This is a genomic window from Thalassospira sp. ER-Se-21-Dark (assembly GCF_017922435.1).
In the GTDB taxonomy this organism is placed as follows: Bacteria; Pseudomonadota; Alphaproteobacteria; order Rhodospirillales; family Thalassospiraceae; genus Thalassospira.
This window is the reverse complement of the sequence record NZ_VDEZ01000004.1, coordinates 18,275-43,915: the sequence shown is the minus strand read 5'-3', so window position 1 is coordinate 43,915 and position 25,641 is coordinate 18,275. Positions and strand designations below refer to the sequence as shown.

Here is a 25,641-nt window from a genome sequence, read left to right as displayed (position 1 = left end):
CAAGTTTCGAATTGTGACATTTATTCGACACAGCCATGCGCCTCTTGCACGCAGACACTTCAGTTATGCCTGATAAACCCGAATCAACCACAGGAAAGAAAACGTTCATTCGTGAACGAAAATGAAAAACCCCGCCTGAGGTTCAGACGGGGCTCAAAGAATGCGCAACACGCAAGATGTAAGGCCAAGATGTAAGGCCAAGATGTAAGACTAAATCAGGCCAGCCAGCGTTTCTGCCAGTCAGACAACATCGAAATGGTCCACAGCTGATGGCCCCAATTGCGCTTGCCCGACATATGCTCCGAACGCAGTTTTTCGATCTGGCGACGATCCAGCCCGAAATCGGTATAAAGCGCCTCATTTGCCAGATGATCACCCATCCATTCATTGAGCGGCCCCCGCAGCCATTGCGCCAACGGCACACCAAAGCCGGTCTTGGGCCGGTCAATCATTTCGCGCGGCACATATTTATACAGGATCTGACGCAGGGCATATTTCCCCACCGATCCATTCATCTTAAGCCGTGCCGGCAAACGCCAGCCAAACTCGATCACCCGGTGATCAATGAACGGCACGCGCACTTCAAGCGAATTGGCCATCGATGCGCGGTCCACCTTGGTCAGAACATCATCGACCATATACATCATCGTATCCATCGCCTGCATCGAGGACACATAATCAAGATGTCGGTTACGAGAGAACATTTCCCCGGGCACACGGAATTTCTTGGCCGACCCGCGATTACCGCGCAGCTTTGCCGGATCAAACAGGGAAATCAGCGCCTGATAGCGATCAATATCATCACGGATCGCCAAAAGCGGAGCCGCCTTGTGGATTTTATCGCCAATCGCACTGGTCGATTTCTTGCCCGGCATCAACCCGACAAGCTTGTCCCACTGTTCGGGCGACAGCATGGTGAGACCGCGCGATACAAGCCCGCTGCCAAATGGAATGCTGCCCGCGGCACGGCTGAGCTGCTTGGCCCACAAATAGCGGTTATACCCGCCAAAGGTTTCATCCCCGCCGTCACCCGACAGGGCCACGGTGACATGCTTGCGCGTCAGGGCGGAGATCAGATAGGTCGGAATGGCGGAACTGTCAAAGAACGGCTCGTCATAGGTTTCCGAGAGTTTCGGCACCAGATCAAGCGCATCCTTGGGCGTGACATAAAGCTCGGTATGATCGGTCTTGAGATGCTTGGCGACCTCACCGGCAAAGGCAGCCTCGTTAAAGGCCTCGTCCTCGAAACCGACGGAAAATGTTTTGACCGGTCGATCTGACACCGACTGCATCAGGGCAACGACGGTCGAGGAATCAATCCCGCCCGACAGGAACGCGCCCAATGGCACGTCCGCCACCATGCGGCGCTGGACTGCATCACGCAGCAGATCCTCTAGCGCGTCAATCGCGCTTTGATCATCCCCGCTCCAGGCATGTGTCTGCCCAGTCAGGACCGCATCCTCGACCGACCAATAGGCCGTTTCGGTCGCCTGATCATGCGAGGAAATTTCAAGGATGTGGCCGGGTTTCAGCATCTTGGCATGGGCATAGATCGAAAGCCCGGAAGGCATATAGCCAAAGCGCAAATAGGCATCAAGGCCGGCCTGATTGACCTCACGCGAGATGGCGTCGCCTGCCAGCAATCCTTTGACCTCGGAGGCAAAACCGATATGGCCGTCATAGCGCGACCAGTAAAGCGGCTTGATGCCGAGCCGGTCACGCACAAGGAAAAGCTTCTTTTTCTGCCGGTCCCAAAGCGCAATGGCAAACATGCCAATCAGGCGCTTGATGGTGTCGCGCAGCCCCCAATGGGCAATGCATTCAAGGATGACTTCGGTATCGGAATGGCCGCGCCATGAAATATTGGCGCCTGCCAGCTTTTCACGCAGTTCCGGGGCGTTATAGATCTCGCCATTGTAAACCATGACATAGCGGCCATTGGCGGAATGCATCGGCTGTTTGCCGGCATCGGAAAGATCAATGATGGCCAGGCGGCGCTGCCCGAGGGCAATACCTTCTTGCTCATCAAGCCAGACATCACCGCCATCGGGACCACGGTGATACAGCGCATCATTCATGCGCGACACACGATCGCCCAAGCCCGTTGCATCAGCTTGATCAGACAGCCATAAACCGGCAATTCCACACATGAAAATATCCTGTAAAGCCCTGCCGTTACTTAAAACAATAACGGCACGCCCTACAACGAAAACATTCGCAAAATCCGCCCAAGGCCCTGTTTAACGGGTCAGCACCGCTCTATCCCAAGGCGGGCCATCCGCCGATAAAGCGTATTGCGCCCGATACCAAGCGCCTTGGCGGTGTTGCTGATATGCCATTTCTGATCTTCAAGAAGCTGGCGTAATGCATCGGCCTCGGCCCGTGCCATGGTCTGGCGCGGCGAAGGCGTTTCATCGGCCTGCGTCGGGGAAAAATCATCCGGCAGATGATGTCGTTCAATCACACCATATTCGGCGAACACCACGGCATATTGCAAAACATTGATCAGCTCGCGCACATTGCCTGGCCAGCGATGCCCTGTCAGCAAGGCCAGAACATCGTCTTCGCACTGGACATACTCATCTGACAAAACCGCCAAAAGCCGCCCGATCAGATCGGCAAGATCGCTTCGTTCGCGCAAAGGCGGCACGGCAAGGCGCGCGCCCTTGATCCGATAGAGCAAGTCTTCACGGAATTTGCCCTCGGCCACCGCCGCATTAAGATCGACATTGCTGGCACAGATCAGGCGAAAATCGACCGGCACCGCCTTGGTGCTGCCAAGCGGTTCGACCGTGCGACTTTCAAGGACACGCAACAGACGCCCTTGGGCGGCAAGCGGCATGTCACCAATTTCATCGAGGAACAGCGTGCCGCCATTGGCCTCGCGGATGCGACCACCAAAACCGTCGCGCGCGGCCCCGGTAAAGGCCCCACCGGCATGACCAAACAGTTCGTTTTCAATCAGTCCTTCGGGAAGGGCGGCACAGTTGATCGCAACAAAGGCCTTTGATTTGCCAAGGGTGGCATCATGAATGTGGCGGGCCAGATATTCCTTGCCGCTGCCAGTTTCGCCAGACATCAGAACATTGATGTCACGCGCATGAAGCCGCGTTCCGATTTCAAAAATACGCCGAAGGGCGGCGTCCTTGTCCGGGATGTCGGTCGTGCTTCGGGCTGGTAAGGATGGCGTCTTGCGCGCCACCGGTGTTGAACGCCCGACATAACGGCGGCGCATCCGTTGCGGGATGGTGACACTGCCAAACAAAACCCCGCCGCCCGCGATATTAAGCGGGGTTGCAGATGGTCCCTGCCCGTCCGGGCTTGCCAGTTTGGCAATCAGGTTATCGACATCCATCTCGAACATATCGGCGATATTGGCGGAATTGTCGCACGCCGCCAGAATGCGCCGCGCAGTCGAGGTCGCGCCGCTGATCGTGCCGTCAGACGCAATCGAAATCATCGCATCGCGGGTCGATCCGACATGCCGGGCATCGGGATGCAGATGCAAGATCACATCGCCTGCGCGTTCATCAAAGAACAGGATACGTTCAAGCGCATCGGCATAATCAGCCACCATGCCGCGCACCCGCAGGCAATCGGGGCGTTTGATATCTTCGCGCACAGCCGACACATCCAGGACCGAGCACACCTTGCCATCAGGATCAAACACCGGGGCGGCCGTACAGGTCAGAACCGAATGCTGGGCCAGGAAATGTTCGTCCTTGTGGATGGTGATCGGGCGGCCTTCGACAATACAGGTACCAATACCGTTGGTGCCTTCGCGCTCCTCGCTCCAGACCGCGCCGGGCAAAAGGCCGTTGGTACGAAACGATGGCAAAAGCGAATGGGCCGCAACACTGTCAAGGATCACACCGCTATTGTCGGTCAGAAACACCGCATAGCCGGATGCATCGATCTTGCGATACAGCGTGCGCACAAGGTCATGGGCATGGTGATAAAGCCGCCCGTTGCGATCACGCAGTTGCCGGGTCTGGCTTTCGGATATGACTTCGGGACGGCGCAGGGTGTCATGAGCCAGGCCAAAGCGTTGTTCACACCGTTGCCAGCTTTCAAGCACCGCACGATTTTGCGCCCCGCCGCTCAGCTGCAGGGCTGCTTCTATCCGTCCGCCGGGAATGTTTCCTGACATAGACGCTATCTCCCTTGTGCCGGTGTTTTTGCCATTGTTTTGGCCCGGATTTTTCCGGTGCGTGACTTTTGCCACAGCCGATCACAGGCCAAATCGTAACACATTTGACATCCCCCACGCCAAACAGTTTCGTCCGCCAAATCCGGCAAAACCGTGAGTGTTCCATTTTTGGAGCAATTTGTGCCAATCGCCCTGTTCCAGTCATGCCGATGGCACAAAACCCTCGGGTCGACAGGGAACGCGCAACCATCTGAAAAACAGGTTCTTTCTGACAAACCGCCATCGAAATCGCCGAGTGGCACGACCTTTGCGGGTAACGGATCGTCATAATCAAAAATGCGGGCGGCAAATCGCCCGTTATCTCGGAGGAACCCAAATGATCTACAAGAATCCAAATGACTCTGGCAGCAAGGTCAGCTTCAAATCCCGTTATGAAAACTTCATTGGCGGTGAATGGGTGGCCCCTGCAAAGGGTCAGTATTTTGAAAATGTCTCGCCGGTAAATGGCAAGCCGTTCTGCGAAGTTGCACGATCCAGCTCTGCAGACATCGAAAAGGCCCTTGATGCCGCACATGCCGCCTTCCCGGCCTGGGGCAAGACCTCGGTCACGGAACGGGCCAACATGCTCAACAAGATTGCTGATCGCATGGAAGCCAATCTTGAAATGCTGGCAGTCGCTGAAACCTGGGACAATGGCAAGGCCGTGCGTGAAACCCTGGCAGCCGACATTCCACTCGCCATTGACCATTTCCGCTATTTCGCCGGTGCCATTCGTGCACAGGAAGGCTCGCTTGGCGAGATTGACGACAATACCGTCGCCTACCACTTCCACGAGCCACTTGGCGTGGTCGGCCAGATCATTCCATGGAACTTCCCGATCCTGATGGCGGTCTGGAAACTGGCCCCGGCCCTTGCCGCGGGGAACTGTGTGGTTCTGAAACCGGCCGAACAGACCCCGGCATCGATCTGTGTTCTGATGGAACTGATTTCCGATCTGATCCCGGCGGGTGTGGTCAACGTTGTGCAGGGCTTTGGCGTGGAAGCCGGCAAGCCGCTGGCACAAAGCAACCGTGTCGCCAAGGTCGCCTTTACGGGTGAAACCACCACCGGCCGCCTGATCATGCAATATGCATCGGAAAACATCATTCCGGTCACCCTCGAACTTGGTGGCAAGTCGCCGAACATCTTCTTTGAAGACATCATGGCGGCGGATGATGATTTCCGCCAAAAGGCTGCCGAAGGCATGGCGATGTTTGCCCTTAACCAGGGTGAGGTTTGCACCTGCCCGTCGCGCGCGATCATTCAGGAAAGCATCTATGACAAGTTCATGGATAGCGTTCTGTCGCGTATTGCCAACATCAAACAAGGCAACCCGCTTGATACTGACACCATGATGGGTGCGCAGGCCTCGACCGAGCAGATGGAAAAAATCATGTCCTATCTGGATATCGGCAAACAGGAAGGTGCCGAAGTCCTGTGTGGCGGTGACAAGGCCGATCTGGGCGGGGACCTTTCTGATGGTTTCTATATCCAGCCGACCATCTTCAAGGGTCACAACCGCATGCGGATTTTCCAGGAAGAAATCTTTGGCCCGGTTGTTTCGGCCACCACCTTCAAGGACGACGCCGAGGCGCTGCATATCGCCAATGACACGCTGTATGGCCTTGGCGCTGGTGTCTGGACCCGCGATGCCAACCGCTCGTATCGCTTTGGCCGTGAAATCAAGGCCGGTCGTGTGTGGACCAACTGCTATCACCTCTATCCGGCGCATGCGGCCTTTGGTGGCTACAAGCAATCGGGCATCGGGCGTGAAAACCACAAGATGATGCTCAACCACTATCAGCAGACCAAGAACCTTCTGGTTTCCTATGATCCGAAACCGATGGGCTTCTTCTGATCCGATCCTCTTCACAGCCGGACGTGAGGCCAACCTTGCGTCCGGTCGCCTTTCGCAAAGAAGGAGGTGACATTGACTGGATCAGAAAACGCGCCTGACAGGGTGGTTGCGACAGATGCCGCAATTGAGCTGATCAGGAAGCTCAAGGATATCCACGGGCCGGTGATGTTTCACCAATCGGGCGGCTGTTGCGATGGCAGTGCGCCGATGTGCTTTCCCGACGGGGAATTCAAAACCGGTGATCAGGATGTGCTGCTGGGCGAGATTGAAGGCAGCCCGTTCTATATCGGGCGCGCGCAGTTCGAATATTGGCGTCATACCCAACTGATCATTGATGTGGTCGACGGGCGCGGCGGCATGTTTTCGCTGGAGGGCCCGGAAGGCAAACGCTTCCTGACCCGATCACGCATCTTTAGCGACGATGAATGGAACGCGCTTAAGACGCATGAAGAAAAGGCACCGATCACGGATTAGCAAAGCCAAGGCTTTTTGATCTTGGATCTACCCGGGCGTTTCGTTTCCGACATCTCCTCCCATGGTGTCCACCCCCAGCGAAACGCCATAAGAAGCTGCCAGCTTATCCGGCGCATGTGCGGCTTCTTCCCCCTTGCCCGCTGCTTCCCCCATTTGGGCAGCGGGCATTTTTTATGCCAGAACCACAAGCACCACCCCCGAAAGGGCACAGAGAAACATCAGGGACAACAGGGCCGCCATCACCACCCGCCCGCCAACATGCAAGACATTGCGGATATCAACACTCAAGCCAAGGGCGGCCATGGCAAGGATGGTCAGGAAGGACGAGGTGGTTTTGATCGGCGCGCGGGCAATATCGGGGATCAGATCAAACGAGCAAGCCGCCATCATGGCGATAAAGCCAATGATGAACCATGGCACGACCTGCGCGATGGGAAGCTTCGTTTCACGCGCCCGCCCGCCCATCAGGGCGAGGCTAAAGATCACCGGCCCTAGCATGAGAACCCGGATCAGCTTGACCAGCGTACCGACCTGAACCGCAAGGGTGCCGGCCGGTGCGGTTGCCGCCAGAACCTGTGGCACGGCATAAACGGTAAGGCCTGAAAAAATACCATATTGGGTTGCCGATAATCCAAGCCCGGCATGAAGCATCGGCAAGACAAAAACAAACAAGACACCCAAAACCGCAGTGAAAGAGATCGAGGCCGCCACATCATCTGATTGCGCCTCAATCACCGGGGCGGTTGCCGCAATTGCCGAATTGCCGCAGATCGAATTGCCACATGCGACGAGCATCGACAGATGATTGGAAAGGCCAAGCGCCCGCCCGATGTGGTAGCTGACAAACAGGCTGATAGAGACAACCACGATGATGGCCACAACCAACCCGCCGCCGGCGGATCCGATGGCCTGCGCACTGATCGACGCACCCAAAAGTACAATCGCAATTTCAAGCACGGTCTTGGCACAAAACCGCACCCCGGCAACATAGCGCGGCGCCAGACCAAACACGGATCGCACCACCACGCCGATCAGTATGGCAAAGACCAGACTTTCCACCCAGCCACGCCCGAACAGCGCATGCTCGGCCTGTTCGGCCAGCTTGGCGGCAAGTGCGACCAAGATGGTCACGGCAAGCCCGGGCAGGATCGGTTTGAGGTGGGTGTTAAAAAACATGGTTTTCCTGTGTTTTGATCACAGGCAGAAAATCTCATGCCCAACCATTTACTTCCATCGAATAAAAACTCATATTTCATTCGATTAAATTGAACGATTGAGCATAACCATGATGACACTCGAACAGCTTCAGATCTTTGTCGCGGTTGCCGAACGCGAACATCTGACCCGTGCGGCCGAGGCAATTGGCCTGACGCCATCGGCCGTCAGTTCCGCGATCAAGAACCTTGAAGGCTTTTATGGTGTGGCGCTGTTTAACCGGGTGGGACGGCGGATTGAGCTAACCCAGACCGGGCGACTGTTTTTGGATGAAGCCAAATCAACACTGGCCCGTGCGCGGGCGGCCGAGCTGACGCTGGCCGAACTTGGCGGCATGCAACGCGGCGAGCTTAATGTTTATGCCAGTCAGACGATTGCCAGTTACTGGTTGCCGCCGTTCCTGATGAAATTCCATGACCAATATCCCGGCATCGAAATCCGCCTGACAATTGGCAACACCAAAACCGTATCCGATGCGGTGCGTGGAGGGGCTGCCGATATCGGCTTTATTGAAGGCGACATTGATGAACCGGCATTGGCCAAACGCGAAGTCGCCGAAGACGCATTGGTGATTGTGGTCTCCCCCAAACACCCGTGGGCCAATGGCCGGGCGCTGAGCCCGCAGGCGCTTGTCACCCAGACCAACTGGATCCTCCGCGAAGCAGGCTCCGGCACTAGATCGGAATTCGAAGCCGCCCTGCGCGATCTGGGCGTTGATCCCGCGCGCCTGCGCACCGGACTTGTGTTACCCAGCAACGAGGCCGTCATTACCGCAGTTGAAAACGGCATCGCCGCCACCGCCGTTTCACAATTCGCGGTCAGTTCGCTGATCGCCCAGGGCCGCCTTGCCCGTGCCAACTTCCCGATCCCGCCGCGTAAGTTCATGGTGCTGCGCCATAAAGAACGCCAGCAAACGCAAAGTTCGCTGGCACTTGAGAAACTGTGCCTTTCGCCCCTGAATACCTAGATCGCAACAATCGAATTTAAAAATATTCCAAGTGTAAATTGCGCATTCGCAATGCAGCATTTTGGGGTCGGTTCTAATGGTCGGTCTGACAGGGCAACCTGTGCATGCGCCACCCGAAACCGACACATGCATCCGTCAAAGGGCACTTCCGGTCGCGGAAGATGCAGAGTTGTCCAGAGGCTTCGCCACCTTAGAGGACCCTGCCAATGCTTGATGCAGAACTATTGGCGCGCATACAGTTTGCCTTTACCGTCTCGTTCCACATTATCTTCCCGTCTTTTACCATCGGACTGGCGAGTTTCCTGTTTGTGCTCGAAGCCCTGTGGCTGCGCACCAAGGACGAGACATACCTTTCGCTTTACAAATTCTGGATGAAAATCTTCGCGCTTGCCTTTGGCATGGGCGTCGTATCCGGGATTGTCATGTCCTATCAGTTCGGCACGAACTGGGGACCGTTTTCCGAATTTACCGGCGGTGTGATCGGCCCGCTTCTGGCCTATGAGGTGCTGAGCGCCTTCTTCCTGGAGGCCGGGTTCCTTGGCATCATGCTGTTTGGCCTCAACCGTGTCGGGCCAAAGCTGCACTTTACCGCCACCACCATGGTTGCCATCGGAACGCTGTTTTCGGCGTTCTGGATTTTGTCGGCCAACAGCTGGATGCAGACCCCTGATGGCTATGTGATTGAAAATGGCCGGGCGGTTGTTTCAAGCTGGATCGATGCGATTTTTAATCCGAGCTTCCCGTATCGTCTGGTGCATATGGTGCTGGCGGCTTATCTGACCACCGCGCTTGTGGTTGGTGCGGTTGGCGCATGGCATCTGATGCGTGATCGCGAAAACCGTGCCGCCAGGATCATGTTTTCCATGGCGATGTGGATGGCAGCCATCCTTGGTCCGATTCAGATTTTTGCCGGCGATCTGCATGGGCTCAATACCCTTGAACATCAGCCCGCCAAAGTGGCCGCGATGGAGGGGCATTTTGAAACCCGCGAAGGCGCCTCTCTGATCCTGTTTGGCATGCCCGACATGGAAGAAGAGGAAACCAAATACGCGGTTGAGATTCCCAAACTGGGTTCGATGATCCTGACCCATGAATGGGATGGCAAGATCACGGGCCTTAAGGACTTTGCCCCCGAAGATCGCCCGAATGCCCCGATTGTCTTCTGGACCTTCCGCATCATGGTCGGGCTGGGTGTCTTGATGGCACTTCTGGGCATTGCCAGCGTCATCGCACGGGTGCGCAAGAAGCTTTATAGCTGTGGTTACTTGCATCGCTTTGCCCTTTTGATGGGGCCGAGTGGCTTTGTCGCCATTCTGGCGGGCTGGTTTACCACCGAAGTGGGCCGGCAGCCCTGGGTGGTTTATGGCCTGATGCGGACATCCGAGGCCGGGTCGCCCGTCGCCCCGACGGCCATTGCCGGATCGCTGATCGCCTTTGTCGTAGTCTATGCCATCGTGTTCGGGGTCGGCACGGCCTATATCCTGCGCGCTATGGTCAAGGACCCCCGTTCCGCCCACGTCCCCGACGAAACTGAAATCTTGCGGGCCGGTGGTCGTCAATCCACCGCAGCCCATCCCCCAGTGGCAGGAGAATGATCATGGATTATCAACTGATCTGGGTTCTTTTGATCGCGGTTGCCGTCTTTGCCTATGTCACGCTGGATGGCTTTGACCTTGGCATTGGCATCCTGTTCCCGTTCATCAAGGAGGCGAAAAATCGCGGCCGGATGATGAACACCGTCGCCCCTGTTTGGGATGGCAATGAAACCTGGCTGATTCTCGGCGGGGGTGGGCTTTATGCCGCCTTCCCGCAGGCCTATTCATTACTGATGACCGCTTTTTACATTCCGGTCTTTACCATGTTGCTCGCGCTTGTTTTCCGTGGTGTGGCGTTTGAGTTCCGGTTCAAAAGCAAGAACCACCAGAAACACTGGGACTTTGCCTTTTCGGCCGGATCAATCATCGCAGCCGCGATGCAAGGTGCGATGCTGGGCGGTTTTATCGAAGGCATTGCGGTTGAAAACGGGCGTTTTGTTGGCGGGGCCTTTGATTGGCTGAGCCCGTTTTCGGTGTTCTGCGCCACGGCAGTCGTGGTCGGCTATGCCCTGCTCGGTACTGGCTGGCTGATCATGAAGATGGAAGGCGATTTTCAGGGCAACCTGCGTAAACTTGCCAAACCGGCGGTGATCTGGATGGCGGCCAATCTTGGCGTGGTGTCGCTGATGACAACCTACGTCAATCCGGTCTATGCGCAGCGCTGGTTTGAAACGCCGAATATCTTCTACCTCGCGCCAATCCCGCTTGTAACCATCGGTTTGCTGTACTGGCTATGGCACGCCGTCAAGAAGCGTGAAAAGACCGTCTTTGGCATCACGCTTGGCATTTTCTTCCTCTGTTACGTCGGCTTCGGGATTACGCTTTTCCCCAATATCGTCCCGCCGATGATCACCTTCCGCGATGCGGCGGCACCGGAAAACAGCCTTGCCTTCATGCTGGTGGGAGCTGTGGTTCTGCTGCCGATCATTCTGGGCTACACCGCCTATGCCTATTGGGTATTCCGCGGCAAAACCGGGGATGAGGGGTATCATTGATGACCATGTTTAGATCCCCCAAAGCGCGCAGATTGCTGTGGTTTGTCGGCCTTTATGTCGGCGGGGTTGTCGTGCTTGGCGCAGCATCACTTTTGCTGCGCGCCCTTATGGGTCAGGCGTAATGATCCGCTTGACCTAACCCAACCAAACTCCCGTGACCTGCTTCATACCCCCGACAGCAGGTCTCTACCCGGCAGCACTCCCCACCCGCTGCCGGGTTCTTTTTTGCTTACTGGTTGTCCTTGCGCCGGATCAGCAGGGCCAAACGTTCAATCCCGTCGCGGATACGTTCGCTGCTTTCGGTGGCAAAGCTCAGACGCGCGGTATTGATCCCGCTTTGATCACAGAAGAATGCCTGACCGGGGACAAAGGCGACTTTGGCATCTTCCATCGCATTGATCAGAAGTTCGCGGCTGTTGATGTTGTCGGGCAATGTTAACCAGACAAACATGCCGCCTTGTGGGTGCGACCAACTGACACCTTCGGGCATGAAGTCCGCAAGCGCGCCCAGCATCACATCACGTTTTGCGCGATAGGCATGCTGCAGGGTTTCCAGATGGCTTGGGAACAGTTTCGATGCGGCACGCAGTGCAATTTCCTGATTGATGGTTGATACATGCAGATCCCCTGCCTGCTTCATCAAAACAAGCTGTTTGATCACCGGCCGCGGTGCTGTAATCCAGCCAATGCGAAGGGCCGGTGCCAGCGTTTTGGAAAAAGTACCAAGCTGAATAACCGTTCCGGCATCCGGATCGCCATGGGTGTCATCAAGTGCCAAAAGCGATGGCAGGCTTTCACCTTCATAGGCAAGCTTGCAATAGGCCGCGTCTTCAAGGATCACCGCGCCATATTTGCGCGCAGTCTCCAGCACCGCCAAACGGCGATCAAGCGAATAGGATCGCCCGGTCGGGTTCTGGAAATCCGGCGACAGATAGGCAATCCTGGCCCCCTTGGCAAAGGCGGCATCAAGTTCGGCAATCACCGGGCCGTCATCATCCATGGCAATGCCGACATAGCTTGGCCGACGCATGGAAAAGGCCTGCATCGCGCCAAGATAGCTTGGCTTTTCCAGAACGATCTCGCGCCCCGGTTCCAGCAACAGACGGGCGAGCATATCCAGCCCCTGCTGCGCACCACAGGTGATCAGGATATTATCAATATCGCGCACAGCCCCCGTTGCCGCCAAATCGTCCGCGATCCATTGCCGCAATCCGGGCAGGCCTTCACTGATGGAATATTGCAGGCTGCGACGCCCGGCCTGCTCATCGCCGGTCAGGTCACCATAAACATTATTAAAGGTCGCAAGCGGGAAAAGCTTGGGATCGGGCACGCCACCGGCAAATGAAATAATCTCTGGCCGTTCGGCCACTTTCAGCAGGTCACGAATTTCGGACGCCCGCAGGGCACGGGCATCGGGGACGATCATTTCATTCCATTGGACAGACATGGCAGCACTCTTTAGGTCAGTAACATTGCCGTTATTTGGCAAGCAACACTGACCTAAATCAAGTTTATTTTATCAGATCATCTAAATTTGAAATAAAATTACAATGCACTCTGCCTCCAAGCCTATTACAGCCCCATGCGATTTTGCGCTGCGCCCTCTATTTTGCCCGCAACCAAGCCCGACAAAAGATCACGGAAACCAGCACAACCGCGAAACAGCCGATCAACGCGGAGAATGCCGCACTGACAATCAGAAATGCCGGATCGGCGGGCATGCCAACGGCAACCAGTATCGCCACCACCTGCCCCATGACGGGCAACACCAAGGCTGAGAGAATGGGCAGGAACAGAACCACCGCCAAGAGTCGCACAAACAGATAGAAGAAGCATCGCCGTCCGACGGCCAGAACATCGCCAAACCCTGCCTGCCCTGCCTGCCCTGCCTGCCCCGCCTGCCCCGCCTGAACCATCATCGCACCCCATGCGCCCAACAGCACAATCAGGACAAAGACCAGAAGGGCCGTCACAGCCCCCACACCAAGGCGCAACGCCGCCGACGCATCAACGCGGCCTGTACTCATCAAAAGAAGATCGGACACGAAAACGAGCTGATAGAGCGTGACCAAAACCGCCGCCAGCAATGCAGCAGCCATCATGCCCCGCGCAAAATGCAGCAACCCGGCCAAACCGTTTGATAGCATGGCCGCAAACCCGACTTTGCCCCTCAGAACGGCGATGTGGCTGACATAGGCAACAGGGAGCAGCGGAATGGCATAAATCGCAAACCAAATGACTTGCCAGATCGCACCGATCAGACTTGGCGTGCCTTCAGCGTCCAGCAATGCCGGGCCGGGCATGACAGCGCCAAGCCCGCTGATCAGAACTGTCAGCAGCACCGAAATGGCAACAATGCCCCGCCCCTGCCACATCAGGGCCATACCATCCTGAACAATCCAGTTTTTGAATGGCTGTGCTTGTGCGTTCATCACCCCCCACATATCGCCGCCGCAATTGCGTGCGATTGATATGGCGATGAATGGGGTATCTGGTCAATGCATCTGGATCGTTCTTGGCTGAAATGCCAAAAACCCAGCCTAGCCTGTCAAATAGAGCAAAACCAATCAGCCCCAGCAGACAAACTAAGGCGCTGCGCAGCCGCCCAGAGCTCAACCTGAATTTAATGTTTTACACAGCGTATTCTGATGCGATCTCTTCGTTTTGTTTATCCGTTTTTAGCAACCGCGCCTCACCAAGTTTGTAGGCACGCGATACGATCACGGCAATCATGGCAACGACGACAATAAATTGAAGGCTGCTAATGACCATTGCTATGACCGAGGTTGTATTTACAACCAGCGCTCCATCACTTGAGATCATAGGTTCTCCGCCAACTGTCTGCACCAGATTCACAATCATCGAACCAAGAAGCAGCATCAGCAATGGGCCCAGCAGAAGCCTGCTGGTAACGTACCACACAGTCTTCCGCCCTCGTGCAACAGCACGTCTCACTCCACTGCCATCTCCAACGAGGGCAGCAGGCAGCAATGTCGCAAAGAAAACAAGAACGATCCAAAGAACCGCAAAGGTGGCAATGCTGGAAATGCCAACAGCAGCGAGGTTCGCGTTATTGACCATATCCACTGGCGACAAAAGGAAATGGCCAGTGAGAACAAGCGACGTCAATGATGAGGGTAAAGTGTCAATGACTTGCAGTACAAGGTAACGCCCGAAAAAGCGTCTTACCCGCGACTTATCGATTTCCTTGAATATCACAATGCTCGAACAGCCACTCAGCAACCAACCGAACAGGGACAAAGCAAAATATCCCCATATGACAAGCCCAAGCAAAAAGATGACGTAAACCTGCCCCGAAAAAGGTCCAACCATCTGCCAAAAGACAAGACCAAGCATCAAAATCGCGACAATTACAGAACTACCCCAACATTGCGAAAGCGCCACAAAACTGGTTTTCCAGATGCCCGGCTGCTTTTTGCCATGTAGGGCTGCATCGTGTTCTCGCGCCATCTCAGATTGCCTCTACCTGTTCAAGCTCGACTTTTTGTTGGCTGGCACCTGCTAAACGGGCCTCACCCAGCTGATAGGCACGCGAAAGAACAACGGCAACCAATACGATGCCAGTTGCCCAGACCAAGTACCCAAAACCGTTTACGGCAATATCGAAGGGAACGAAATTGAGTTCACCGACCTGAATGGTGTAGGTGCGTATCGCAACGGAAAACTGCGCTGGCAACACGAAGATCGTTGCCAAAAATAACACGATATTCGCGCCGGGTCCGACAATCAAACGTGTTGCGACATAACCAATGGTTTTGCGGCCACGCGCAAAAGCACGCTTTAACGAAGATCCATCAGCAACGATTGCAGCAGGCAGCCAAGTTCCGACCAGACTAAGTACGACCAGCATTCCAAGCCCGTAAAATACCAGCACAACAGAAAATACCAGAACATATCTAGCTTCTTCACTGGCCGCCTTTATTTCGGGCACCCCAAAAAGCGGAACCATCACAAACAGTGCGGGGATCAGCGTGACAGCAACAATAGCCAATCCACGCATGCAAAACTTGAAGAACGCCCATTTCTGAAGCGCCCCTACGGCGGTAAATCCGCTCACGTTACGCAAAATGGTCATATGACAGGCTATGGCCAGATAAGCACCAACGATATAAGTAGGCAACTGGGGGGGGTCTGCTTCAGGTTTCACTGCATAAATAGCGATATCCAGTAGCCATAATGTCGCAACGACAGCAGCAAAAATGAAAAGATTTTTGCGGATTACATCCCTTGCCTCGCCCCAGATCGTGATGTCGAATTTCATATCTGCCCAGCCCCGTTAAAGTTAAATTCCCTCGCTGTCACACTACTTTTCTGCGCCTGGACTTTCCTGTGACCCTCATCACACCTATCCACCAGAGGTAGTTCCCCTCCCTCTGAGCAGCCTGAAAACGTGTGGCTGATAGATCGGTTGGCTTTTACAAATGCAGCAGATATATTAAACACTATTAAAGGTGTTGATGATCATTCGACTACAAAATTTTGTGTAAAAATAGAAATCACACTTGCGTTGCGGGGCGTTCCATATTACCCATCAAAGCTAAGTGAAATACTTTTATAAACACTAATTTATGTGTTGATTGCCACAGTTATGATTGATCGGCAGGAAAGAGAATGCAGCCTAATCTGACCCATCTCCGCCAGCTTGAGGCAGAGAGTATCCACATCATCCGCGAGGTGGCGGCATCGTTCGAGCGGCCGGTGATGCTTTATTCCATCGGCAAGGATTCATCGGTTTTGCTGCATCTGGCGCGCAAGGCGTTTTACCCGGCCCCGCCGCCCTTTCCATTGATGCATGTCGATACCACCTGGAAATTCCGCGAAATGATCGAATTTCGCGACCGGATGGCGGCTGAATACGGCTTTGATCTGATTGTCCATATCAATCAGGACGGTGTGGAACGCGGCATTGGCCCGTTCACCCATGGCTCCAGCCTGCATACCGATGTCATGAAGACGGAATCGCTCAAACAGGCGCTGAACAAATACAAGTTCGATGCAGCCTTTGGCGGTGCGCGGCGTGACGAGGAAAAGGCACGTGCCAAGGAACGCGTGTTTTCCTTCCGGACCGAAACCCACCGCTGGGATCCGAAAAACCAGCGCCCGGAATTGTGGGATATCTATAACGCCCGGATCAACAAGGGCGAAAGCATCCGTGCTTTCCCGATCTCGAACTGGACCGAGCTTGATATCTGGCAATATATCTATCTTGAGCAGATCCCGATTGTGCCGTTGTATTATTCCGCCAAACGTCCGGTGGTCGAACGCGACGGCATGCTGATCATGGTCGATGACGACCGTATGCCGCTTAATCCGGGCGAAACGCCGGAAATGAAATCGGTGCGTTTCAGGACCCTTGGCTGTTACCCGCTGACGGGTGCCGTTGAGTCCGAGGCAGCCACCCTGCCCGAGATTATCCAGGAAATGCTTCTGACCCGTTCAAGCGAACGTCAGGGCCGCATGATTGACCACGACCAGGCCGGGTCGATGGAGAAGAAGAAGCAGGAAGGTTATTTCTGATGTCCCATAAATCTGACCTGATTGCTGAAGACATTCTTGGTTACCTCAAGGCCCAGGAAGAAAAAAGCCTTCTGCGTTTCATCACTTGCGGCAGCGTGGATGATGGCAAATCGACCCTGATCGGGCGTCTGCTTTGGGATTCCAAACTGATTTTTGAAGATCAACTGGCCGCCCTTGAATCAGATAGTCGCAAGGTTGGCACCCAAGGGGGCGAGATTGATTTCGCCTTGCTGCTTGATGGTTTGCAGGCCGAACGCGAACAGGGCATCACCATTGATGTTGCTTATCGCTTCTTCTCGACCGACAAGCGCAAATTCATCGTCGCCGATACCCCCGGCCACGAACAATATACCCGTAATATGGCAACCGGTGCCTCGACCGCCGATGTTGCCGTGATCCTGATTGATGCGCGTAAGGGCATTCTGACCCAGACCCGCCGTCACAGCTTCATCACATCTCTTCTGGGCATCAAGCATGTGGTGCTGGCGGTCAACAAGATGGACCTGATCGACTACGACCAATCCAAGTTTGATCAGATCGTTGCCGAGTATCTGAAATTCGCCGAGCAGCTGAACTATAGCTCGATCACCGCGATCCCGCTTTCAGCGCTTCGTGGCGATAACATGATCGAGCCGAGCGCGAACACGCCCTGGTATTCCGGCCCGACGCTTCTGGCCCATCTTGAAGATGTGCAGGTCGAACAGGATGCGATTGAAAAGCCGTTCCGTTTGCCTGTGCAGTGGGTCAACCGCCCGAACCTTGATTTCCGGGGCTTTTCCGGCACCATTTCATCAGGCCGCGTCAAACCGGGTGACGAGGTTATCGTGACCGCATCGGGCCAGACCAGCAAGGTCAAGGACATCGTCACCTTTGATGGCAACCTTAACGAGGCCATTGCAGGTCAGGCGATTACGCTGACCCTTGAAGATGAAATCGATATTTCGCGTGGTGACGTTTTGGCGCATGCGGATGCCAAGCCCGACTTTGCCGATCAGTTCGAAGCCCGCATCATCTGGATGCACGAAGATCATCTTCTGCCCGGCCGTCCCTATCTGATCAAGATGGGCGCACAGGTTGCCAATGCGCAGATCAGCGACCTTAAATACAAGGTCAATGTCAACACGCTTGAACATGTGGCGGGCAAGACGCTTGAGCTTAATGAAGTCGGAATTGCCAATATCTCGGCCGACAAGGCGTTGGCGTTCGATCCCTATGATCAGAACCGTCATTCGGGCCGCTTCATCATTATTGACCGCTTTACCAACGCCACCGTTGGGGCGGGCATGGTCAACCATTCCCTGCGTCGTGCGACCAACATCAAATGGCAGGAAATGGACATCAACAAGGGGGCACGTGCCTATCAGAAAGGCCAGAAATCGGTCATTCTGTGGTTCACCGGCCTGTCGGGTGCGGGCAAATCCACCGTTGCCAACCTGGTTGAGAAAAAGCTCCATGCCCTTGGCAAACATACCTACACCCTTGATGGCGACAATGTCCGTCATGGCCTGAACAAGGATCTTGGCTTTACCGATGCCGATCGGGTGGAAAACATCCGCCGTGTTGGTGAAACCGCCAAGCTGTTTGTCGATGCCGGCGTGATCACACTGGTATCCTTCATCTCGCCGTTCAAAAGCGAACGCCAACTGGCGCGCAGCCTTGTTGAGAAAGACGAGTTCATCGAAGTGTTTATCGACACCCCGCTTGAAGTCTGCGAACAGCGCGATGTTAAGGGGCTTTATAAAAAGGCCCGTGCCGGCGAGATCGCGAACTTCACCGGGATCGACAGCCCCTATGAGCGACCTGAAAACGCCGAGATCACGGTCAACACATCCGATCAAACCGCCGAAGAAGCAGCCGAGGCGATTGTCTCCAAGCTTGAAGAATTCGGTGTTCTCGGGGCCTGGTTCCCGGAAATCTGATCTACACCCAGACATGCATTCAGGAAAACCCGGCATTTGCGAATGCCGGGTTTTCTTTTGACAGCCATTAAACGAATAAGCTTAAACTAAAGCTACCTATACACGCATTAGCAAAGGCATGCACATCTTATGGCTATGGGCAGAAGTATCAGATTGTTCCTTGTAGATGGTACACCTACTGGAATTATTACTGCCGAGATAATGAATTGGACTGGACATATTATCTCCGCACCAAGGATCAACCTGCCCCACTTACTGAAACGCCATGAAGTTACCCGAACGGGTGTTTACTTTCTCTCAGGTCCAAACCCTGAGAACCCAAACAAAACTCTCGTCTACATAGGGGAAAGTGACAACGTTTCGCGACGCCTGATAAGTCACAACAATGATGCATCAAAAGAATTTTGGGACAAAACATTCGTAATCACCAGCAAAGACCAGAACCTTACCAAAGCCCACGCAAGGTATTTGGAGAGCCGCTTAATTTCTATCGCAGCTAGCACTGGGCGCATTAATCTCGTTAACGCTACAGCACCTGAGTATGGTTACCTACCAGAAGCAGACCTTGCCGATATGGAATTTTTTATCGAGCAAATTCGAATTGTGATGCCTGTTCTGGGTATGGATTTCCTTAGAGAAAAGCCAAATACAGCAGAATCCCCGCTCATAAAAGAGGCTTCCACTGAAAGATCTCCCACATTTGAAATTTATAGCCCCAAATACAAATTGACCGCGAAAGCACGGCAAGTTGACGGCGACTTTGTTGTACTAGCGGGCTCTCATGCCAGATCATCGTGGGATAGCAGTGCTGGTGGCTACCGTAGTCTTCATGAACAACTCATTGAAGAAGGGCGTCTGGTTCCTGAGCGTGACGGAATTCTTTATTTCAAAGAGGATACAATTTTTTCCAGTCCGAGTGCCGCATCTGCAACTATTTTTGGACGCCCTGATAATGGCCGTACAACTTGGCGCGTCGCAGGCACGAATAAGACCTATGCAGACTGGCAAAATGAACAAATTATTTCTTCGACTGAACTGCCTTCTAACAACGACTAAATTTATAACAAGCATCTACTAGAATGCACCTCTTGACTCCTGTTCCGCTTTGACCACATAAAACAGAACAAAACAGGAACAACAAAATGTCAGACAGACGCATTCATCAGGCACGCGCGGCTTTGGCCCGGGCCGAACAGCAATGGAAGGTTCAGGTTTCCTGTCTGTCCGGTGGGCCAGATCGGGCAGACGGGGTGATTGCGCGTGCCTTTGGCGGCGCGTTCCTGCGCGATCATATCAGCATCGGCGGCCTTGCCCCGATTGGTCTGCATGAAGTGTTGTGCGGCCATGATGATTGCGCGGCGTCGCTTTTGGCGTGGTATCTGGCGACATTGTCTGTGGATGCGTCCTCTGATGCCTCTAATCACCCATCTGCCCCGCCACGCGGCAAGGGCATCTTCTGGATCCGGCAGCGTCGGGCCCTTGATCAGGGCGGGTTTTATGCCCTGTCCCTGCCTATGATGGCGCTTGAACCAGAACCGTTGATGATGACGGTCGATCAACAGGCCACCGCCCTTTGGACCTGTGAGGAAGTGGCAAAATCCGGTCAAGTTCGCGCGGTGATCATTGAAACCACCGACTATGACCTGACCACGGCAAGACGTCTGCAACTGGCCTGTGAAAGTGGTGGCACACGCATCATTGTTTTGCGCCCGCTTGCCAGAAACGGGCGCATTCCGACCTCAAGCGCCTGGACGCGCTGGCAAATCACACCTGTAAACGCCTTGGAACCAACAGAACGACCAACAGGAAACGACCATCATCTCAGCCTGATCGGGGGACGCGGGGTCCGACCGGGAAGCTGGAAAGTCAAAACCGATGCAACAACGTTTTCTTTATCTGTGGCTGACCCACTGGAAAACCGACTGTCAGAAGCCTCAACACAAGACAGGCACCTCCACGCCTGATCAGCCCCGCGATGTTGACAGTCCGAAAACTGCCCCGAAAGCACAAGCCACCCCGCACGTGATCACGCGCAGTGACCACAAGGGAGTGCTCGTCTGTGGCCTGAATGCAGCTGCACAAAAGGCCGGTTTGCAGGGCGGCATGCGCTTATCTGATGCGCGCAGCATCCTGCCCGATCTTCAGGATAGCCCCGAAGAGCCTGAACTCTGCGATGGCAAGCTTGCCCGTCTGGTGCGCTTCATGGACCGCTATAGCCCATGGATTGCGCCGGATCGCGACCTGCATGCGCATGGGCTTAATGGCGATGCGGGTATGTGGCTTGAAATCACCGGCGGCAGTCATTTGTTTGGCGGCGAAAGTGCCATGATCACCCAAATCCTGCGCGACATGAAAGCCCAGAGCATTGCTGCCCGCGTCGCCATTGCCGATACGGCGGGTGCCGCATGGGCCGCGGCGCGTTGCCATACAGGGGGCCATCCGGGCGCATCACATGAACGCATCTTGTCCCTTCCGCGCGATCACGCGGTTGCGGCCGGGTTTCCGGTATCGTGTCTGCGGCTGTCGGATGACATCCTCGCGGTTCTGTCACGGCTTGGCCTGAAACACCTTGGCGATATCACGCCGCTGCCGCGTGCCAATATCACCACCCGCCTTGGCCCGGATGTGCTGCATCGCCTTGATCAGTTTTATGGCCGTCTGCCCGAACATCTGAATTTTGAACTGCCCGATGCGCCGTGGCTGATCAAACAAAGTTTTGGCGAACCATTGGGGAGTGCAGACACACTGGCGCATGCGATTGAAAGCATGATGGCGGAACTTTGTGCCAAACTGCGCGATGAAAACCTTGGTCTGCGGCGTCTGATCGTCCGGTCCATCCGGGTCGATGGCCATGCCCATACCATCACCACCACGACGGGCACGCCCTGCCAGTCCGAAAGCCATATCCTGCGATTGCTCGCGGAAAAAATGCCCGGGGTTGATACCGGGTTTGGCATCGAACAGGTGATTGTCTATGCCCCGTGGGTCGAACATGTTGCTTTTCGTCAGGTCCGGCTTGATCGCAAGCAGGAAGACAACAGCGACACCATTGCCCTTGCCCAACTGCTTGATCGCATTGCCCATCATCTGGGCCCCAAGGACATTTTGTACCGCCCGGCCCATCACGCCAGCCACCTGCCCGAACGGGCGGCCATCCGGCAGCCGCCCACCGGGGCTGCCAAACCGGCCCGTCTTGCGGATGCGCCTTTGCCCAAACGCCCGGTGCGGCTGATTGATCCGCCCGAACCGGTTGATGTCATGGAACGCAGTGCCAACGGCGCGCCGACAAAACTGCGCTGGCGCAAGATGATGATTGATGTCCTGCGGGCCGACGGGCCAGAGCGCATCTGCCCGGAATGGTGGAGCCATCTGGACCGGGATAATTACGCCCTGTCGCAGATGACACGCGATTATTTCCGCATTTGCGATCAGAAAGGCCGGTTGATCTGGCTGTTTCGCAGTGGCCATGCCGGGCAGGACATCTGGTCGGTGCATGGATTGTTTGCCGGATGATGCCATGACCAAGCAAACCACCCGTACAGCCGATCCGGCCTATGCCGAACTGCATGTCAGCAGCAATTTTTCCTTTCTGCAAGGCGCATCCCATGCGGAGGAACTGGTGCTGACCGCCGCCACCAAGGGCCTGCATGCGATTGCGATCACCGATCACAATACGCTGGCCGGGGTGGTGCGCGGCCATACCGCACACCGCAATTATGCCGACCGGCTGAGTTACATTGTTGGCTGTCGGCTTGATCCGATGGATGGTCCATCCTTGCTGTGTTATCCGACCGACCGCGCATCCTATGCCCGGCTGTGCCGGCTCCTCACCCTTGGCAAGCGGCGCGCGCCCAAGGGATCGTGCGAGATTTATCTTGCCGATATCGTCACGCACAGCGAAGGGTTGCTGTTTATCGCCGTGCCGCCCCAAGTGCCGGGGGACGCCTTTCGCACTGAACTGATCAGTTTGAAATCGCATTTCCAAGATCGCCTTTGGCTGGCGGTCGGGCGGTTCATGGACGGGTTTGACACAGAACGTCTTGAATTTACCGAAATGGTCGAGGCCGATCTTGGCATTCCGGCCGTGGTGACCAATGACGTGCATATGCATCTTAGGTCACGCAAACCATTGCAGGATGTCCTGACCTGCATTCGTCATCACTGCACGATTGAGGATGCCGGGTACCGTTTGTTTCCCAATGGCGAACGCCATATCAAATCCCCGCGTGAAATGGCCCGTCTGTTTCCGGGGCACCCGCGCTGGTTGGCCCGCACCGTCGAGATTGCCGATCAATGCACCTTCAGCCTGGGTGAGTTGCGCTATGAATACCCCGATGAGAATGACGGATGGGGCGAAGGAACCCAGGAACGTCTGATCCGCCTGACATGGGAAGGCGCGCATAAACGCTATCCCGAAGGGGTACCGGACAAGGTCAAAAACCTGATCGAGACCGAGCTTAAACTGATCGACGAGTTGGGCTATGCCCCCTATTTCCTGACCGTGCATGACATTGTCGCCTTTGCCCGGTCCCGTGGCATTTTGTGTCAGGGGCGCGGATCTGCGGCCAATTCATCGGTGTGTTTTTGTTTGCATGTCACCTCGGTCGATCCCAACAAGGTGGAATTGCTGTTTTCACGCTTCATCAGCAATGCGCGCAATGAACCGCCTGATATTGATGTCGATTTTGAACATGAACGCCGCGAAGAGGTTATTCAGTTCATCTATGAACGCTATGGCCGTGAACGGGCCGGGTTGACCGCCACCGTGATTTCATATCGATCGCGCAGCGCCATTCGCGATGTTGGCAAGGTGTTTGGTCTGTCGGAAGACACCATCGTCAAACTGACCAAAACCATCTGGGGATCCAGCAGCAAGGGCGCGCATGACAATATGATGCGCCAATCGGGCATTCATCCCGATGAACCGCGCCTCAAGGCCGTTCTCGATATCGCGGGCGAACTGACGGGCTTTCCACGCCATCTGTCGCAACATGTTGGCGGCTTTGTCATCACGCGCGGGCCGCTTTGTGAACTCTCGCCGATTGCCAATGCCGCGATGGCGGACCGCACCACCATTGAATGGGACAAGGATGACATTGATGCGCTGGGTATCCTGAAGGTCGATATCCTGGCCCTTGGCATGCTGACCTGCATCCGAAAGGCCTTGGATGAGCTACGTACTCACAAGAACATCGATTATGATCTGGCCACCCTTCCCAAGGAAGATCGGGCGACCTATCGCATGCTGGAAAAGGCCGACAGTATCGGCACGTTTCAGGTGGAATCGCGCGCACAAATGAGCATGCTGCCCCGCCTTAAACCGCAAAGCATCTATGATCTGACCATTCAGGTCGCCATCGTCCGCCCCGGCCCGATCCAGGGCGGCATGGTCCATCCGTTTTTGCAGCGGCGCATGGGCCGTGAAAAGGTCGACTACCCGTCCCCGGAACTCGAAGCGGTATTGAAACGCACCTGCGGTGTGCCGCTGTTTCAGGAACAGGCGATGCAGATCGCCATTGTCGCCGCCGGCTATTCCGGCGGAGAGGCCGACAACCTGCGTCGCGCCATGGCAACGTTCAAGCGCACTGGCACCATTGGCGAACATCGCACCAAATTCATCAATGGCATGCTTAAAAACGGCTATGACATGGAATTTGCCGAACGCTGCTTCAAACAGATCGAAGGCTTTGCTGATTATGGCTTCCCCGAAAGCCATGCAGCAAGCTTTGCCATTCTGGCCTATGCGTCTTCCTGGCTGAAATGCCATCACCCGGATGTGTTTTTATGTGCGCTGTTGAATTCCCAGCCGATGGGGTTTTATGCCCCGGCACAGTTGGTTAATGATGCGCGCAATCACGGGGTGCGTGTGCTTGAAATCGATATCAATCACAGCTTCTGGGACAATCAGTTGGAACGCGAACTGGGCCGAACGGCGGGGTATCATTCCGTGCGGCTTGGTTTTCGCCAGATCAAGGGATTTGGCGAGCTTGATGCCCTTGCCCTGATTTCCAATCGGCCAGCGGGCGGGTTTCAGGATGTCTATCTGATGGCGCGCCAGACCGGGCTTAGCCCCGCAGCCCTTGAAAAACTGGCCGAGGCCGATGCGTTCGGATCGCTGGGCCTGTCACGGCGCGAAGCCCTTTGGGCCGTGCGCCGGTTTGGCAAGGGGCGCAAAGCACCAGCAAGCCTGCCCCTGTTTGAAGCAGCCCAGAACTTTAACCACAATATGGGGGTCTCAGCAGAATTCGGTGCAGAGGCGCCGGTGGATCTGCCGATCATGGGCCCGGGCGAAGAGATCATCGAAGATTACGCCAGCCTGCGCCTGTCGCTTAAGGGCCATCCGATGGCGATGCTGCGTGATGCATTGGGTGCCGCCGGGGTCTGCACCGCCAGTGATCTGCCCAATGTGCGAAATGGGGATCGCTTGACCCATGCCGGCTTGGCGATTGTCCGCCAGCGTCCCGGCACGGCATCGGGGGTTGTTTTCATCACGTTAGAGGATGAAACCGGCATCACCAACCTTGTGGTCTGGAGCAAGGTGATGGAACAACACCGCCGCGAGGTGATGACCGCCACCGTTCTGGGCGTGACCGGCAAATTGCAACGCGAAGACGGGGTGACGCACATCATTGCCGACAAGCTGGTCGATCTGACCCATATGCTGCAATCGATGAGCGAGAACACAAAAATCGCGCGCGATGCCAACAACCATCCGCGCAACCTGCGTTGGGCCAGCCCGCGTACCGCCCTGCCAACCGGGGAAACCGCCTCACCCACAGCATCTCGAGTTGCCGGTGATCTGGATCAACTGGGCTCAAAACCGGAAACACCCACCACCAGTCACAAGCGCCTTAAGATCGACAGCCATGATTTCCATTGATTGATTGGCTA

At 55.4% G+C, this 25,641-nt stretch carries 20 protein-coding genes; 12 read left to right on the top strand and 8 right to left on the bottom strand.

The genetic code is table 11. The features are described 5' to 3' along the window. Positions 1-215: 215 nt before the first annotated feature. Both asnB and FHI25_RS15530 read right to left on the bottom strand, forming a co-directional pair. On the bottom strand, positions 216-2,150 hold the full coding sequence (gene asnB / locus FHI25_RS15535) for an asparagine synthase (glutamine-hydrolyzing) (RefSeq protein WP_210519309.1): 1,935 nt from the start codon (positions 2,148-2,150) through the stop codon (positions 216-218). A gap of 98 nt (positions 2,151-2,248) precedes the next feature. Further along, positions 2,249-4,150 (bottom strand): sigma-54-dependent Fis family transcriptional regulator, encoded by a 1,902-nt coding sequence (locus FHI25_RS15530; RefSeq protein ID WP_210519307.1) that lies wholly within the window; start codon positions 4,148-4,150, stop codon positions 2,249-2,251. Between the two features lie 376 nt (positions 4,151-4,526). Between FHI25_RS15530 and adh the strand changes: the two genes are divergently transcribed. Next, on the top strand, positions 4,527-6,047 hold the full coding sequence (adh, locus tag FHI25_RS15525; protein ID WP_008890468.1) for an aldehyde dehydrogenase: 1,521 nt from the start codon (positions 4,527-4,529) through the stop codon (positions 6,045-6,047). 72 nt (positions 6,048-6,119) lie between these two features. Next, positions 6,120-6,521: a DUF779 domain-containing protein gene (locus FHI25_RS15520; RefSeq protein WP_210519305.1), complete on the top strand. Its 402-nt coding sequence runs from the start codon at positions 6,120-6,122 to the stop codon at positions 6,519-6,521. Between the two features lie 27 nt (positions 6,522-6,548). On the opposite strand, the gene FHI25_RS15515 is transcribed toward FHI25_RS15520, so the two are convergent. Together FHI25_RS15515 and FHI25_RS15510 are read right to left on the bottom strand one after the other, a co-directional pair. Then, positions 6,549-6,689 carry a hypothetical protein gene (locus FHI25_RS15515; protein ID WP_210519303.1) on the bottom strand — a complete coding sequence of 47 codons (141 nt, stop codon included), beginning with the start codon at positions 6,687-6,689 and terminating at the stop codon, positions 6,549-6,551. Between the two features lie 3 nt (positions 6,690-6,692). Beyond that, positions 6,693-7,697, bottom strand: a complete 1,005-nt coding sequence (locus FHI25_RS15510) for a YeiH family protein (RefSeq protein WP_210519301.1) — start codon at positions 7,695-7,697, stop codon at positions 6,693-6,695. Positions 7,698-7,806: 109 nt separating this feature from the next. Here FHI25_RS15510 and FHI25_RS15505 point away from each other — a divergent pair, with 109 nt between their 5' ends. The 4 genes from FHI25_RS15505 (at position 7,807) to FHI25_RS15490 (ending at position 11,415) form a co-directional block, all read left to right on the top strand. Further along, a complete protein-coding gene (locus FHI25_RS15505) occupies positions 7,807-8,703 on the top strand; it encodes a LysR substrate-binding domain-containing protein (protein ID WP_349238026.1) in 897 nt (298 codons plus the stop codon). Between the two features lie 206 nt (positions 8,704-8,909). After that, a complete protein-coding gene (locus FHI25_RS15500; RefSeq protein ID WP_210519299.1) occupies positions 8,910-10,298 on the top strand; it encodes a cytochrome ubiquinol oxidase subunit I in 1,389 nt (462 codons plus the stop codon). Continuing rightward, positions 10,295-11,293: a cytochrome d ubiquinol oxidase subunit II gene (gene cydB / locus FHI25_RS15495; RefSeq protein ID WP_210519297.1), complete on the top strand. Its 999-nt coding sequence runs from the start codon at positions 10,295-10,297 to the stop codon at positions 11,291-11,293. Before FHI25_RS15500 ends, cydB begins: the two co-directional genes overlap by 4 nt. After that, positions 11,293-11,415 carry a DUF2474 family protein gene (locus FHI25_RS15490; protein ID WP_210519294.1) on the top strand — a complete coding sequence of 41 codons (123 nt, stop codon included), beginning with the start codon at positions 11,293-11,295 and terminating at the stop codon, positions 11,413-11,415. Before cydB ends, FHI25_RS15490 begins: the two co-directional genes overlap by 1 nt. Positions 11,416-11,522: 107 nt before the next feature. On the opposite strand, the gene FHI25_RS15485 is transcribed toward FHI25_RS15490, so the two are convergent. The 4 genes from FHI25_RS15485 to FHI25_RS15470 all read right to left on the bottom strand — a co-directional run bounded on the left by FHI25_RS15485 (position 11,523) and on the right by FHI25_RS15470 (position 15,575). Continuing rightward, complete coding sequence (locus FHI25_RS15485; protein WP_210519292.1) at positions 11,523-12,740, bottom strand: PLP-dependent aminotransferase family protein; 1,218 nt, start codon at positions 12,738-12,740, stop codon at positions 11,523-11,525. Positions 12,741-12,897: 157 nt separating this feature from the next. Beyond that, positions 12,898-13,725 (bottom strand): hypothetical protein, encoded by an 828-nt coding sequence (locus tag FHI25_RS15480; RefSeq protein ID WP_210519290.1) that lies wholly within the window; start codon positions 13,723-13,725, stop codon positions 12,898-12,900. 199 nt (positions 13,726-13,924) lie between these two features. Beyond that, on the bottom strand, positions 13,925-14,764 hold the full coding sequence (locus FHI25_RS15475) for a hypothetical protein (RefSeq protein WP_210519288.1): 840 nt from the start codon (positions 14,762-14,764) through the stop codon (positions 13,925-13,927). Between the two features lies 1 nt (position 14,765). Further along, positions 14,766-15,575: a hypothetical protein gene (locus FHI25_RS15470; protein WP_210519285.1), complete on the bottom strand. Its 810-nt coding sequence runs from the start codon at positions 15,573-15,575 to the stop codon at positions 14,766-14,768. A gap of 350 nt (positions 15,576-15,925) precedes the next feature. Here FHI25_RS15470 and cysD point away from each other — a divergent pair, with 350 nt between their 5' ends. The 6 genes from cysD (at position 15,926) to FHI25_RS15440 (ending at position 25,630) form a co-directional block, all read left to right on the top strand. Next, positions 15,926-16,831: a sulfate adenylyltransferase subunit CysD gene (gene cysD / locus FHI25_RS15465; protein ID WP_197147131.1), complete on the top strand. Its 906-nt coding sequence runs from the start codon at positions 15,926-15,928 to the stop codon at positions 16,829-16,831. Beyond that, positions 16,831-18,750, top strand: coding sequence for a sulfate adenylyltransferase subunit CysN (gene cysN / locus FHI25_RS15460; RefSeq protein ID WP_210519282.1), 1,920 nt, complete (start codon positions 16,831-16,833; stop codon positions 18,748-18,750). The genes cysD and cysN overlap by 1 nt, the downstream gene beginning before the upstream one ends. 153 nt (positions 18,751-18,903) lie before the next feature. Next, positions 18,904-19,806, top strand: coding sequence for a GIY-YIG nuclease family protein (locus FHI25_RS15455; protein WP_246879146.1), 903 nt, complete (start codon positions 18,904-18,906; stop codon positions 19,804-19,806). 86 nt (positions 19,807-19,892) lie between these two features. Next, complete coding sequence (locus tag FHI25_RS15450; RefSeq protein ID WP_210519277.1) at positions 19,893-20,714, top strand: protein ImuA; 822 nt, start codon at positions 19,893-19,895, stop codon at positions 20,712-20,714. After that, positions 20,626-22,263, top strand: coding sequence for a DNA polymerase Y family protein (locus tag FHI25_RS15445; protein ID WP_246879145.1), 1,638 nt, complete (start codon positions 20,626-20,628; stop codon positions 22,261-22,263). The genes FHI25_RS15450 and FHI25_RS15445 overlap by 89 nt, the downstream gene beginning before the upstream one ends. A 4-nt stretch (positions 22,264-22,267) precedes the next feature. Next, complete coding sequence (locus tag FHI25_RS15440) at positions 22,268-25,630, top strand: error-prone DNA polymerase (RefSeq protein ID WP_210519274.1); 3,363 nt, start codon at positions 22,268-22,270, stop codon at positions 25,628-25,630. Positions 25,631-25,641: the final 11 nt, after the last annotated feature.